Annotated in this window: 12 protein-coding genes; 3 read left to right on the forward strand and 9 right to left on the reverse strand. The window is 69.8% G+C overall.

Annotated elements, in window-relative coordinates; translation table 11 throughout:
* Nucleotides 1-70 precede the first annotated feature (70 nt).
* Nucleotides 71-1,255 carry a serine hydrolase domain-containing protein gene (locus tag N6H00_RS39185; protein ID WP_268976673.1) on the forward strand — a complete coding sequence of 395 codons (1,185 nt, stop codon included), beginning with the start codon at nt 71-73 and terminating at the stop codon, nt 1,253-1,255.
* A gap of 17 nt (nt 1,256-1,272) precedes the next feature.
* Here the strand turns inward: N6H00_RS39185 and N6H00_RS39190 are convergent, their stop codons facing one another.
* The gene (locus N6H00_RS39190; RefSeq protein WP_268976674.1) at nt 1,273-1,965 is read right to left on the reverse strand and encodes a DUF4232 domain-containing protein; all 693 of its coding nucleotides are present in this window, start codon (nt 1,963-1,965) and stop codon (nt 1,273-1,275) included.
* Nucleotides 1,966-2,176: 211 nt separating this feature from the next.
* Entirely contained in the window at nt 2,177-2,818 is a 642-nt protein-coding gene (locus N6H00_RS39195) for a DJ-1/PfpI family protein (protein WP_268976675.1), read from the reverse strand.
* A 357-nt stretch (nt 2,819-3,175) separates the two neighbouring features.
* Here N6H00_RS39195 and N6H00_RS39200 point away from each other — a divergent pair, with 357 nt between their 5' ends.
* Nucleotides 3,176-3,688 carry an RDD family protein gene (locus N6H00_RS39200; protein ID WP_268976676.1) on the forward strand — a complete coding sequence of 171 codons (513 nt, stop codon included), beginning with the start codon at nt 3,176-3,178 and terminating at the stop codon, nt 3,686-3,688.
* Nucleotides 3,689-3,719: 31 nt separating this feature from the next.
* Nucleotides 3,720-5,027, forward strand: coding sequence for a DUF1266 domain-containing protein (locus N6H00_RS39205; protein ID WP_268976677.1), 1,308 nt, complete (start codon nt 3,720-3,722; stop codon nt 5,025-5,027).
* Nucleotides 5,028-5,246: 219 nt separating this feature from the next.
* Here N6H00_RS39205 and N6H00_RS39210 read toward each other — a convergent pair whose 3' ends face one another.
* From N6H00_RS39210 to N6H00_RS39240, 7 genes are read right to left on the reverse strand one after another with little or no spacing between them, the layout of a single operon-like run.
* On the reverse strand, nt 5,247-6,686 hold the full coding sequence (locus tag N6H00_RS39210) for a xylulokinase (RefSeq protein WP_268976678.1): 1,440 nt from the start codon (nt 6,684-6,686) through the stop codon (nt 5,247-5,249).
* Nucleotides 6,683-7,399 carry a GntR family transcriptional regulator gene (locus tag N6H00_RS39215; protein WP_268976679.1) on the reverse strand — a complete coding sequence of 239 codons (717 nt, stop codon included), beginning with the start codon at nt 7,397-7,399 and terminating at the stop codon, nt 6,683-6,685. Before N6H00_RS39215 ends, N6H00_RS39210 begins: the two co-directional genes overlap by 4 nt.
* 3 nt (nt 7,400-7,402) lie before the next feature.
* Nucleotides 7,403-8,599, reverse strand: coding sequence for a CaiB/BaiF CoA transferase family protein (locus N6H00_RS39220; protein ID WP_268976680.1), 1,197 nt, complete (start codon nt 8,597-8,599; stop codon nt 7,403-7,405).
* Between the two features lie 32 nt (nt 8,600-8,631).
* Nucleotides 8,632-10,323, reverse strand: a complete 1,692-nt coding sequence (locus N6H00_RS39225) for a thiamine pyrophosphate-binding protein (RefSeq protein WP_268976681.1) — start codon at nt 10,321-10,323, stop codon at nt 8,632-8,634.
* 48 nt (nt 10,324-10,371) lie between these two features.
* Complete coding sequence (locus tag N6H00_RS39230; protein ID WP_268976682.1) at nt 10,372-11,382, reverse strand: hypothetical protein; 1,011 nt, start codon at nt 11,380-11,382, stop codon at nt 10,372-10,374.
* Complete coding sequence (locus N6H00_RS39235) at nt 11,379-12,743, reverse strand: MFS transporter (RefSeq protein ID WP_268976683.1); 1,365 nt, start codon at nt 12,741-12,743, stop codon at nt 11,379-11,381. Before N6H00_RS39235 ends, N6H00_RS39230 begins: the two co-directional genes overlap by 4 nt.
* A 51-nt stretch (nt 12,744-12,794) precedes the next feature.
* Nucleotides 12,795-13,757 carry a MaoC family dehydratase gene (locus N6H00_RS39240; RefSeq protein WP_268976684.1) on the reverse strand — a complete coding sequence of 321 codons (963 nt, stop codon included), beginning with the start codon at nt 13,755-13,757 and terminating at the stop codon, nt 12,795-12,797.
* Nucleotides 13,758-13,987 lie beyond the last annotated feature (230 nt).

Raw genomic sequence — 13,987 nt, forward strand, 5'->3', positions numbered from 1 at the left:
CCTCCGTTTCCGAACAGCGTGTACGGTATCGATCTCGCGATGAGCTGATCCCGAACGAGCGGAGCGACACGTGACCGGCACGGACGCACTGGCCGACCTCGTCTGGGCCCGAGGATTCACGGACTCGGCCTGGGCGCGACGCCACACGACGGCAGGCCGGGAGATCATGCCCAGCCGTCGCGTCTGGCGGGGTCCGGGCGGCCCCGGTGACCTGCCCGCGTCGCCGCCCGGCGCCCTCGACGGCCTGAGCGTCACCGGCTCCTACGGACGTGCTCTCACACTGTCGGAACTGCTCGCCGAGGCGGAGACGGACGCCCTGCTCGTCCTGCACCGGGGCAGGCTCGTCCACGAGCAGTATCTGCACGGCTACGAGGCCCACGTCCCGCACTTCAACGCCTCGGCCGCCAAGTCCTATCTCGGTCTCCTGGCGGCGACCCTCGCCCACGAAGGACACCTCGACCGCGGCGCCCAGGTCGCCAAGTACGTGCCCGAACTCTCCGGCACCGCCTTCGGAGACGCCCAGGTCGACCACCTCCTGCACATGGGCACGGGGATGAGCTACGCCGGCCGCCCGTACGACAAGGCCCTGGAGGCACAGCGCTACTTCGCCGTCCTCGCTCCGCGACTGCGTCCCTACGGCTACTCGGGACCCGCGACCATCCGCGAACACCTCGCCACCGCCAGGGCCACGGGCGATCCCGGTACGGAGTTCCGCTACGAGAACGGCAACGTCGAGGCGCTCGCCGAAGTCCTGCGACGGATCACCGGACTCAGCACCTCGGCGCTGATGTCCGAGATGATCTGGTCCCGGATCGGGGCGGAGGAGGACGCCTACTACCTCCTCGACGCGGACGGCGCCGAGGCAGCTTGCGGCGGCTTCAGCGCCACCGCGCGCGACGTGGCCCGCCTGGGTGAACTCGTCCGCTGCGGCGGGGCCGTCGGCGGCCGCCAGATCCTGCCGGAAGCGGTGACCGCCCTCGTCGAGGGTGTCCCGGACGGCTACCCGCGCCGCGTTCGCTTCCCCGCGGCACCGCCCGACTCGCCGGCCACCCTCTCGTACCACGACCTGTGGTGGATCCTGAACGACCCCTACGGATCCTTCATGGCCAGCGGCATCCACGGTCAGCGCCTGTTCGTCTCGCCCGCTCTGGACCTGGTCGTCGTCCACTACGCCTCCCAGGTGGTCTCGCCGGCGGTCCCTCAGGTCCCCCTCGTGCAGGCGTTCCTCTCGATCGGCATGTGTCTCAACGGGTAGGGCAGGAGTTCGGGCGGTCAGAAGTCGTACGGTTTCTCGGTGTTCCAGTTCAGGACATCGGCCTCGTTCCAGCTGAACTGCTGCTTCTCGCCCTTCATGACGACGGAGTAGGAGGGGTTCTGGTGGCCGTCCGTGTCGCGCAGTGCGATGGCGAGCGACTGGGCCGTCTGGTTCTCCGAGCCGTAGTCGAAGAGGTTCACCGCGCTGTATACCGTGGCGCCGGGCTGGAGCGTGATGCGCTGGTCGCCGCCCGGGTTGTCCTTCTTCGAGTGCGGCAGTACGGAGTCGTCGTCGCCGAGCTTCACGGCGGGGTAGGAGGTGACCCAGCAGGGCGTGGCGCCCTCGTTCGACGCGGTGATCAGCAGGTGGTCGCCCTGCTGCCCGGCGAACCGGTGCACCGCGGTGACCAGCATCTCGTCGCCGCGGCACTGCTGGGCAGCGACCGATGCGTCCTTGCTCGCGACCTCCTCCGACCCGCCCGAGGCGGTGGCCGAGTCCGTGCCCGCCTTGGTGTCACCGTTGCTGTTGGCCTGCTCCGCGCCGCCCTTGCGGTCCCCGTCGGACGCGGACCGGCTCTGCGCGGTAGCGGCGGCGTTGTCGCCGCCTGCCGCCTTCGAGTCGCCGTCGGCGCCGCCGCAGGCGGTCAGGCCCAGCGCCAGCGCGGCGGTGACGGCGGCCAGGGCGGCGGTACGAATCCGGGTAGTACGCATGATCGGGTTCCCCCTCGAGTTTCGTGCGGGAGTCTTCTTCGGCGGTTCCCGCGGTGTGGACACCACTCTTCTCGGGGCCGCTGACGTTTCGGAAACGTCTCACTCATGTCCCGCAAACGAACCGCGTGCGAACGGGGCGGACGGACAGCCCGTCCCCGTCCGCGCCGTGCCACGGTGCCGTCCGCGTGGCTGGTGAACGCCACGTGTGCCGTCAGCCGTTGTGGGGCCGCTTTTTCATCAGTTCGAAGACCCGCTTTCGCACCGCGTCAGATGCCTTGGCCAATGAGCCGGAGTCGAAGGGGGGCTGTGGGTCGTACTCGGTCAACAGCTGAATCGCCTGGGCGGTCACGTCGTCGGTCAGCAAGGCGGCCAGAGTGAGGGCCATGTCGATGCCGGAGGATACGCCGGCCGAGGTGATGACCTTGCCCTGTCGGACCGTACGTTGAGGGGTGTAGACAGCGCCGTACGACGCCAGTGCCTCCACCTCGCTCCAGTGGGTGGTGGCGGTCAGGCCCTTCAGCAGGCCCGCCGCGCCCAGCGCCAGGGACCCGGTGCAGACCGAGGTGGTGAACCGGGTGCGGCGGTGGACGCGGCGCACCCAAGCGAGGAAATCGTCATCGGCCACCATGGCCTTGACGCTGCTCCCGCCCGGGATCAGCAGGACGTCACAGTGGTCCACCTGGGAGTACGTGGCCGGGACGTACGTCGGCAGGGACCCCAGCGCATCCTTCACGGGTCCCTTCTCGGCCCCGACGAACCGTACGGAGGCGCCGGGGATGTGGGCGAGGACTTCATAGGGTCCGACCACGTCGAGCGGCTCGTAGCCGTCGTAGAGCGGGATCACGATGTTCATGGCGGCTTCCTCTTTCCCGGATGACCTCACGGTGCGGATGTCGGATTGCGACGCGGACGCTGCCGCCGCACTGGCGGCGAGCGGCAGCGCAGCCGCAGCGGCCATGCCGGTCCCGAGGACAGTGCGCCGGGACACGGCGGCTGTTCGAGGGTGCTTGGGTTTGCTTGTCATGGCTAGATGGTCGGCCGCGGCCCCACGTCAGTTCCCGTACGCACCTGGCTGAGCCCTCGGGCCCCAAACCTGCCCGCCGGTGCCCGGCGGTCATCCGCGCGCTCCCGGCCGCTGCTGCCAACCCCCGCCGGGTCGTTCGGGAGCCCCGTTTGTGACCCGGTCGGCCACTGCTGTTAGATCATGTGCGTGGAGCTTCAACAGCAGTTCACGGACAGCCCGTACGGCTATCCCGACTGGCGCAGCGTCCCCTACGTGGGCGAGCGCCGGAGTGCCGGGCCGGATGAGGATGCGCTGGGCCGTTTCGGTGCCCGCCTGGCCGCCCGCGTGCTCGACATCGGTGTCCTGATGGCCGCGGTGTTCCTGGCGAATGTGCTCACCGACTACGCCGGGGGCGGCTTCACGTTGCTCTTCATCGTGGTGGTGGCCGGGTACGAGCCGGTGTTGACCACGGTGTACGGGGCCACGCTGGGCAAATGGCTGTGTGGGCTGCGGGTCGTCAGGCGGGACGACGGTGGCGGGCTGGGCTTCGGCCGGGCGCTGTGGCGCTGGGCCTGTGTCCTGATCGGGTGCGCCATACCGGTCCTGGGGGTCGTCAACCTGTTGCGGTGCGCCTGGGACCGGCCCTACCGGCAGTGCCTCCACGACAAGGCCGCGGATACCGTCGTCTGCCGCGTCCGGCAAGGAAACCCGCCACGATGACGCTGATCGCGCGACAGATATCGTGTCCGGCATGGGGTTGTGGAAGACGAACAAGTCTGTCGTACAGCAGCCGGTGTGGGGGTGGCAGGCGTGGGACTGGCAGAGGTGGCAGCCGCCCAGTGCCATCGAGCAGCAGTTGCTGGAGGCGAAGTCGCGCGGCGACTGGACCGGATATCTCGATGTGGCGGGCCATGCGGACCTGTTCTTCGCCGACCGGCGGGCGCGCGCTGACGCCCACCCCGACACCGTCCGCTTCACCCCGCAGTGGAACCCTCATCTGCGCGCCGAATACCTGGCCCTGTTCACGGAGGGAATTCTTCCGCCGCTCGATCCGGAGCTGGTCTTCCAGTCCATGACGCTGGAGTGGTACGCGAGCATCTGGGACGAGGAGGAAGCACCTTGGATCGCCATCAACCCCGGTACTCCCTGCGAAGCCTATCTCCCCGCCGCCACCCCGGAGGCCAGGGCCGTCTGGCGACGGCACGCCGACGACCGTGACGGCGGCACCGGTGGCTGCGACCACGCCCACCCGCACGGCCGGCTCCGCGGCCTGGCCGTGGGCGGCCCCTCCCAAGGTCCGGTCGCACACGGCCTGGCGTGCGCGGCACTGCTCTTCGTCAAGAACGGCGAGTTGTGGAACTCCATGGCCCACCACGGCATGGGGTACAACCAGGAGAAGCGCAGACTCAAGGAGTGGTGGGGGGTGACCTGCCGGGAGGAGTGGGTCAGCACCCAAAAACGCCTGCTCGACGCCGACATGGTCAGCCCGGTGTGGGAGTTCGCGCTGGGCATTCGCCGCTCCCTCGCCCAGGACTTCGCGGGGGCGGTCGAGCTGGACCACTGGCGGCAGGTCGCCGAGCGCGTACTGCGCCACGCCGCCGCGGAGGCAGCAGAGCCCCGGCTCACCCCCGACGGGGTCCTCCCGGCACGCCCTGGCAGCGCCGCCGAAGTCGAGGCCCAGGTCGCCGGAGTGCAGCGACTCATCGGGCGGATCGCCCGCTACGAGGCCCGGTTCCGCGCGGACGGCCTGCTGGCCGACAACGCCTTCGTCCGTTCCGTGGAAGCGTGGGACTACGGGCGGGCCTCCGCCATGGCCCGGTGGGGCCTGTCCACCCGCTACTGCACGCCCCAGGAGGCTGAACAGGCCGTGGTCGCCGCCGGCCGCGCTTGCCGCCAGAACTATCGCTCCTGGCGAGAATTCTCCGCCGCCTACATCCTCGGACGCTGTCTGCACTTCGACGAGGAGGAATTCGGCAGATGGTACGAGGACATGCTCACCGCGCACCGCGTCCTCACCACCGACCCTGCCAGCCCCTGGCTTACCATCCCGTGGGACTGACCGCTCCTGGTGCGGGCCGGGGCGGGGTGTTCCCAGGTCTCGACAAGCCGTCTGTCACCGGTGATGCGGCGAAAGGGACGCCCTACAGGGTACGGCTACGACAGCGAGCGGTTTCAGATGGATGCCCGCACCCAGCAGGACCCGTGAGGCGGCCATCAGTGCGATGGTGCCGAGCAGGCGTGGCCGTGGCCGACAGCCCGTCAGCCGGGTCGCACGCGCTCATCCGCAGTTCGCAAAGCCCTCCGCGTAAGCCGCGTCTGTCGCGTCGCGCAGGTGGCGCCAGCGGGTGTGCAGCCGTGCGTACTGCGCGGCGCGGGCGTCGTCGGGCTCGACCCTGCGCAGGGTGCCGATGAGCCGGGAGCGGAGGGCGTCCAGACTGGTGGCCGCGGAGCAGCCGAGGAAGGCCAGGGCCGCGGCGCCGAGCAACGTCACGTCCGGTTGCGGTGAGACCAGCAGCGGTCGGGCGAGGATGTCGGCACGTAGTTGTGCCACGTGGGCGCTGCGAGAGGAACCGCCGGCGAAGGCGACCGGCAGCCTGCCCGACGGATCGAGCCGGTCCAGCCCGTCGCGTACGGTGAAGGACGCCGCTTCCTGAGCCGCCCGCAGGATGCAGGCGGCGTCATGCTCGGGACGCTGACCGAGGACCGCGCCGCGGGCGCCGGGCCGCCAGTCGGGGAACCGGGCGCCGGTCATGGCCGGCAGAATCACCAGCCCGTGCGCGCCCGGCGGAAGCGCGGCGAGCCGCTCGTCGTCGACCGTGCCGACCAGGGAACGCCATTGGGCGACAGCACCCCCGGTGAGGCCGGTGGCCCCGCCGGCGACGAAGCGGCCGGGCAGCACGGACGGGTTGAGCACGGCACCGTCCGGTACGTCCCCGCCCCGCGGCAGCAGGCGTCCGACGACGTCAGTCGTGCCCGCCACGTCGGCGATGATGTCCTCGTCCGTACCGAGCAGCAGTCCCATACCCACCGAGCCGTCCGGACCACCCGCTACCACGGGGAGCCCGGCGGGCAGTCCGGTTGCGGTGGCGGCCTCCTCGGTGAGGGCACCGACCACCGACGCCGGCTCCGCCTGCTCAGGCAGCAGCGCGGAGTCGAGGTCCGCCGCACGCAGCACATCGAGGTTCCAGGCACGGCGGCGCACATCGGAGGCCAGGGTGTACGCGGCGCTGATGGTGTCCGAGGTGAGCCGGCCGGTCAGCCGAGCGACCAGGAAGTCCTTGGGGGACAGTACGGCGTGCACCCGCGGCATGGACTTCGGGTCCATGCCCAGGAGATAGGCCAGGGCACCGCCGGTGAGCGTCGGCCTGCCCGCGGTGTGCAGGAGCCGGCGCACTGCTCCGTCGTCGAGTGCGGTCAGCTGGGACACGCCGACGGAGTCGGCCCAGCCGCTGCTGCGGCCCACGGGCATGAGGGCCGAGTCGACGGCGACGGTGCCGATGTGGGCGGCGACGGCCAGGGCCGCGGGTGCCGGTCCGCCGGACACGCCCGAAAGTGCCGCCCGTACGTCCTTGTCCAGCGCCGCGGCGTCGAAGGTGTCGCCGCCGAGCCCTGAGACACGGCTGATGCGCTGCTGGGAGACGATATGGCCCGCGGAGTCCACGAGCGCGGCCCGGACGGCCGAGGTGCCGACGTCCACCGCGATGACGTGTGCGCTCATTCGGCATCGATCCGCAGCAGGAACGGGAACGCGGGCAGCGTCCAGCTCGTGGTGAACTCGACGATCTCGCCGCGCGAGCCGTAGGTGGTGCGGCGCACCTCCAGCGCGGCCCCGCCCGGCGCGGTGTCCAGCAGTTCCGCCTGCTCGGCGGTGAGCAGGGTGGCCGCCATGGACTGGTCGGCGTGGCGCAGTTCGACCCCGAAGCGCTCGGTCAGTGTGCGGTAGAGGGACCCGTCGAGCAGTGGTTCGCGGGACAGCGACGGTGCCACCGAGTAGGGCACCCAGGCATCCTGGAGCGCGGCGGGTGTGCCGCTGATGAGACGGACTCGGATGAGCCGGTTGGCCCTGTCGCCCTTCGCGGCGCCGAAGACTTCGGCCACCTCGGCCGGCGCGGGCGCGGTCTCGTTGCGGATCACCCGCGAGGACGCGGTCCCACCGTCGCCCTCGACCTCGTCGGCGAAGGACCGCAGCCGGTTGAGCCGCCGCCCGTGTTCGGCGTGATCACTGACGAACGTGCCGCTTCCCTGCCGTCGTACGACGAACCGCTCCGAGTCGAGCAGATCCAGGGCCTGACGCACCGTCATCCGGCTGACGCCGTACTGTTTGGCGAGGTCGGTCTCGCCGGGCAGCCGGGCGCCGGGGGCAAGGGCGCCGGAGCGGATCTGGGAGACCAGGTCGTCGTAGATCACCTGATACCTGGGTGCGCGCGACATGATTCAGATCGCTCCTGACTCCCGCAAGCGGTCCAAGTCCTCTGCGGACATACCCAGGATCTCCTGGTACACGTACGCGTTGTCCTCTCCGACCCTCGGCGGGGCCTTGCGAACCGTGGACGGGGTCTTTTCCATTTTGACGGGGTTGCCGGGCATCCGAATCGTACCCAGTTCGGGGTGCTCCGCCTCCACGATCATGCCGCGGGCGGCGATCTGCGGTGACGCGGCGACCTCCGCGACCGAGGCCACCTTGGCGTAGGGCACGCCCACCTCGTCGAGTACCGCCGCGATGTCCCCCGTGGTGCGCTCGGCCGCCCACGCGCCGATCTCGCCCTCCAGGAACTCCTGGTGCGCCATCCGGCCCTCGACGGTGGCGAAGCGCGGGTCGCCGGCCAGGTCTGGCCGCTCCATCACGGCGCACAGCTTCGGAAACAAAGACGCGGTGCCGGCCTGGATGTAGATGGGGCCGTCGGCGGCCTCGTAGACGTTGACCGGGGCGGTCAGCAGGTCGCGGGAACCGCTGCGGGGCATGTCCTGGCCCAGCATCAGCTGGGACATCAGGCGGACACCGAGCGCGGAGAACATCGTGTCGAAGGACGCGACGTCCACCAGCTGCCCCTCACCGGTGCGTTCCCGATGCAGGATCGCCATCAGCGCCCCGATCGCGCCCTGGTATCCCGTGGTGTAGTCGGCGATGTACGTGCCGCTGAGGGTGGGCTTGCCGTCAGGCTCGCCGGTCATGCTCATCAGGCCCGAGGACGCCTGCGAGATCGCGTCGAACAGGGCCCGGCGCGAGTCCGGACCGGTCTGGCCGAACCCGGAGATGGACACCAGGATGATGTCCGGGTTCAGCTCCTTCATCCGCTCGTAGCCGATGCCCATCTTCTCGATCGTGCCGGGGCGGTAGTTCTCCACCACGACGTCCGCCCACTCGATGAGCCGCTCCAGGATGCCGAGCGCCTCCGGGTGACGGGTGTCCAGGGACGCGTCGTACTTGTTCCGGTGGTAGAGGAACATGTAGATGCTCTCGCCCTGGTGGTACGGCCCGTGGTGCCGGGAGTCCTCACCGTTCGGACGCTCGACCTTGACCACCTCGGCGCCGAAGTCGGCCAGGATCTGCGCGCACAGCGGGCCCGCGATGAACCGCGAGAGGTCGAGCACCTTCACGCCGCTCAGGGGCGCGGCGGTCCCGTTCGCCATTGACGCTGTCACCTCCTGCTTCTCTCGTCCGGTTACTTCTCGCGGGCCGTGAACGCCGGGAACGTCCAGGCGTTGACGTCGCGGTCGATCGGCACGTCGAGGACCACCGGGGTGCCCGCCGCGAAGGCGTCGGCGACGCGCCGGCGCAATGTGGGCAGGCTGGTGACGACCTCGCCGGGCACGCCCAGCGCGCGGGCCGCCATGCCGAAGTCGACGGGGCCGAAGTCGACGCCGGCCGTCCGGCCGTTGAAGTGCAGTTCCTGTTCCTGGCGGATGTTGCCGTAGCTGGAGTCGTTGAGCACGACGACGCAGACATTGCCGCCGACGCGAGCCAGCGTCTCCACCTCGCCCAGGCTCATGCCGAGGGAGCCGTCGCCGATCAGTGCGAGCACGGGGCGCTGAGGGTCGATCAGCGAGGCCGCGATCGCCGAGGGCAGCGCGAAACCCATGTTGCCGAAGCCGACGGGCTTGATGTAGCTGTTCGGCCGCTGGATCTCCCACAGGAACGACCAGACGCCCGGGTTGCCGGCGTCCGGGATCAGCAGGGTGTCCTCGGGGGCCACCTCACGCAGCGAACGGACGATGTCGGCCGGGGACAGGGGCCCCTCGGCGCCGCCGTCCACCACATCGCTCTCCCGCCACCACTGGGTGCGGGCCTTGTCCAGTGCCGCGATCCACTCGGCGCGCCCGGCCTTGGCCCGCTCCGCCTGGCCGGCGGTGGCAGTGACCAGGTCACGGGCGAAGGAGCCCAGGTCGCTCACCACGCCCTGGGTGATCTCGGAGTAGTAGCGTCCGATCATCGTCGGGTCGACGTCGACCTGGACGATCTCGGGGAGCGCGCGCCGCCAGCGGGTGGTGGATACGGCGTTGAGGCTGTTGCCCAGCGCGAGCACCAGGTCGGCGTCGCCGATGACGTCACTGGAGAGCGCGGTTCCCATGCGGCTGACGGCACCGAACACCAGAGGGTGCGTGGTCGGCACGGAGCCGATGCCGTTGAAGGTGGTGACGACCGGGATGCCCAGGGCGTCGGCGAGTGCCAGGACATCCTCGCTCGCGCGGGCCCGGTTGCCGCCGTTGCCCAGCCAGATGACCGGCCGCTGGGCACGCAGCACCCGTTCGGCGACCCGGGCCAGGGCGGCCGGGTTGGCCGAGGGCCGCTCGGTGACCCAGGCGCGGCTCGGGTGTACATCGGGCACCGTCGGCGGGTTCTCGACCCGGCCCTCGATGGTGTCGCGGGCGAAGTCCAGATGCACCGGACCGGGGTTGCCGGTGAGAGCGTTGACATAGGCCTCTTCCATCGCCTGCTTGATGGAGGAGGCGTGCGCCACCAGGCGGGAGTACTTCACCAGCGGCTTGACCAGCTCGACGTGGTCGGCGTTCTGGGCGTCGTCCTTGTGGATGTTCTCGCCGTTGTTGTTGCAGGTGATGACGAATCCGGGGCTGGAGTCGCGGTAGGCGCCGCCGACGCCGGTGAGCAGGTTGGTGGCACCGGGGCCGGTGGTGGAGATGCAGGCCGCGGGCTTGCCGGTGAGCCGGCCGTAGGCGTCCATCATCACGGCGGCGGCGTTCTCGTGCCGGGTGTGGATCAGCTGGATGCCGGGGGTGTCGATGATGGCGTCGGTGATGGCGAGGGTCTGGCCGCCGACGACTCCGAAGACGTACTCGACGCCCAGGGACGTCAGCATGTCGACGACGACCTGGCCGCCGGTCTTGGAAGTGGTCATCTGCGAGGTCCGCTTTCTGTATCGGTGGGGGGCGGTCGGTTCGGTGGGTCAGGACGCGGGAACGGTGACGGCGGCCCAGCCGGCCGTCATGAGGCGGTTGTCGGTGTCGCGGCGGACCCACACCTCCAGGTCGACACGGAGGCCGTCGTCGACCGGGGTGACAGCGGTGACGACGCCGGTCGAGGTGAACGGCTCGAACACGTCCAGCGGGACGAGGAACTTCAGCCGCAGCCACCCGGAGGTCAGGAACGTGGGCCCGGAACGGAGGGTGAGCAGCTGGGCCAGGACGCCGAACTGCTGCTGGCCCTGCACGATCGGCATCCGCAGACCGCCCGCGCGGGCCACGTCGATATCGTTGTGGATGTTGCGCACGTACTCGCCGATACGGCTGAACACCGCGGCCTGCTCGGCGGTCACCGTCTTGTGCAGCGGTGCGAGCACGTCGCCGGCGCGGATGTCCGGGCCGATCGTGTCGACGACCCGCGCGTCCGGCGGGACCTCGCCGGTCACCCGGCGTCCGGGCTTCGCCGAGCCGCGGCCGCCGATGGCGCCGGGGTTGGTCTTGAGGATCTCGACACCGCGGTGGCGCACGATGCTGCGCCCGTCCTCGCCGGTGGCCGTGGCCTCCATGACGACGTAGCCTTCACCGCGGCGCTCGTAGGCCTCGGTGTAGGTGCCGTGCAGCGTGACCACCTCGTCCAGCGCCGCCGGGCTGTCGAACCACATCTGTTCCTCGGTGTGGTAGCCGACGACCTTGCTGCCCGCGTAGACGAGGGTGAACAGCTGCACCAGGTCGTTGCCCAGCAGCGCCGCCTGCCCCACCCGCTTCCCGCCGAAGTAGGGACTCCCGGCGAGGGCCCAGGGGTGGTGGTCGTCGTGTGTGAAGGCGTACCGCTTGATCTTGTGGTCGTCGACCACCACCCGTACGGTGCCGAGGTCCTCGGGGATCTCCAGGTTCTCGAACTCGGGCTCCTTCAGCCCGGCTTCGAGGTCGCCGGCGGTGGCGGCCCGGCGCGGGTCGGTCAGGTCCCGCCAGGGGCGCAGGGACGACGGCGTCATCGTGCCTCCTCGGTCGGTGCGCCGACACGCGTCATGTCGGCCTTGTTGGTCTCGGGCGCCAGCACCGCGCACACCAGCCCGATCAGCAGGCATACGACCGTGATCAAGGCGATCGGCCAGGGGTCGCCGTCGGTCGCGGCCAGCAGGGCGGTCGAGGCCAGTGGCCACAGACCGATGAGGACGCTCGGGATCTGCGCGGACAGCGACAGGCCCGTGTAGCGCGTCTTGGTGCTGAACAGCTCGGCGAAGAAAGCCGGTTCAACGCCGTAGACGGCGCCCACGCCGATCGCGTACGCCACCGTGTAGATCACGTACGTCAGCACCAGGGCGTCGGCGTCGAGGATCCAGAAGAAGGGGAAGATGACGATCAGTCCGGCGACCGAGCCGAGAATGAAGACCGCGCGCCGGCCGATCCGGTCGGACAGCTTGCCGAAGAAGTAGTAGGTGTAGATGGCGAACGCGGCGGCGACGCTGCTCGCCACCAGCACATGGGTGCGCGGGATGTCGGTGTAGTTCTCGGCGAAGGTCAGCCCGATGGTGAGGATGATGTAACCGAAGACCGCCTCGCCCAGGCGCATCCCCATGGCCAGCAGCAGCGGCCGCTTGAACCGCCTGAACAGCTCGGCGATCGGCATCCGCTCCTTCGCCTGCTCGGCGGACTGCTGCTCCAGCTCCTCCTGCGCCGCCTGGAAGGCCGGCGTCTCGGTGAGTCTGAACCGGATGAACAGCCCGACAGCGATGAGCACGGCACTGAGCAGGAAGGGCAGTCGCCAGCCCCAGCTGAAGAGCTGGTCCTCGGGGAGCATCGACACCAGCGCGAAGACGGCCGTGGACAGCACGAGGCCGACGGCGTTGCCGATCTGCGGAAAACTGCCGTACGCACCGCGTTTGTCCGCCGGGGCGTACTCGACGGCGACCAAGGACGCGCCGCCCCACTCGCCGCCGACGCCGAAGCCCTGGATGAGCCGCATCAGGACGAGCAGGATCGGGGCCAGGACGCCGATCTGGCCGGTTGTGGGGATCAGCCCGATGAGGAAGGTGGAACCGCCCATCATCATGAGCGTGGTCACCAGGGCGGCCTTGCGGCCGACCTTGTCGCCGAAGTGGCCGAAGACGATGCCGCCGAGGGGGCGGGCCAGGAAGCCGACACCGAAGACGGCGAAGGCCGAGAGGGTGCCCATGATCGGGTCGTCCTCGTTGGGGAAGAACAGGTCGCCGAAGACGAGGGCCGACGCGGTGCTGAAGATGAAGTAGTCGTACCACTCGACGGCCGTGCCGACGAGGCTGGCGACGGCGGCGCGTTTGGCGAGCGCGGTGCGCTCCTGCTCGTTGACCACAGGAGCGATAGCTGATTGCGCCATGGATGACTCCGTTGTCGATCTCATTGACTGGCTGGGCGGTCGGCGGAGGTCTCAGACCAGGCGCGCAGGGCGCTCAGGATCGTCACTGACGCGGGCCGACGCCCAGCCGAGCGCGGTGCGGGTGCCGTCGGCCTTGTCCACCCAGACCTCCAGCTCCAGCCGGTCACCGCGGACGCCGACGACGGCACCGCTCGTGGTCAGCTCGTCGCCGACGAAGGCCGGGGAGACGAAGCGGAGGTCGACTTCGCCGGAGGTGAAGAACGTCGTGCCGAAGAGCTCGACCAGGTTGGCGATGATGAACCCGGTCTGCTGCTGGGCCTGCACGATCGTGCGGTCCAGGCCGGAGGCCGCGGCCTTCTCCGGGTGGGTGTGCACATTGGCGTAGCCGCGGCCTGCCCAGGAGAAGACGGACATCTGGTCCTGGGTGAAGGTGATGGTGCGCCGGGGCAGCGCGGCGCGCTCGGGAGCGTCGAGTGTGGCCCGCTCCAGGGGGCGGACGGACGGGTCGACGGTGCCGAGCACGGTGCGTGACCGTGCCTCGCCCGCCGTGCGGTTCCGCCCGGTGACCTCACCGGCGACCGTCCGCATGATCTCCTTGCCGACGTGCCGCACCAGCAGCCGTCCGTCGGCGCCGCGGGCCTCCGCCTCCAGGACGACGTAACCCTGTCCGCGGCGCTCGTACTTCTGTGTGTAGCCGCCTTCGACGGTGACCGTCTCGCCGACCGCAACGGGGGAGTGGAAGGTGAGGTGCTCGTGCGTGTGCAGGCCCTGGGCGGTGTTGCCGTCGTAGTTCTCGTAGAACAGGAAGAGCAGGTCGTTGGCGAGGACCAGAGGATGGCCCACCGGTCCGCCGAACGGCGAGGTTCCGAAGTACCAGGACCCGAAGTCGTCCTCGCTGTAGGCGTAGTCGAGCACCTTACGCCGGTCCACGGTCACGGTGACAGGTCCCATCGGCTCGGGAACTTCGACCAACTCGTAGCGGGCTTCCTTCAACTGAGACGTCTGCGACTTCATCGTCACCTCCGTGTCAGACCCCAGCAGGGGCAAAAATGTCTAGACGACTAGTCTTTACGTTAGGTAGATGCAAATGGAGGTGTCAATGGGCGTGCGCGTCCTCATGAGATACCTGCGTCTGTACGGGGGAAGCGACCTGAGGGGCGCTGTCGCCCTGGCAAGGGCCGGTCTGCGTGTGAGTCGATCGGCGCCGGCGTCGTAGCTTTGCCGACGCGGGGTACCGCACTCAT

It is taken from the genome of Streptomyces sp. S465 (genome assembly GCF_026898115.1).
Classification (GTDB): domain Bacteria; phylum Actinomycetota; class Actinomycetes; order Streptomycetales; family Streptomycetaceae; genus Streptomyces; species Streptomyces luomodiensis.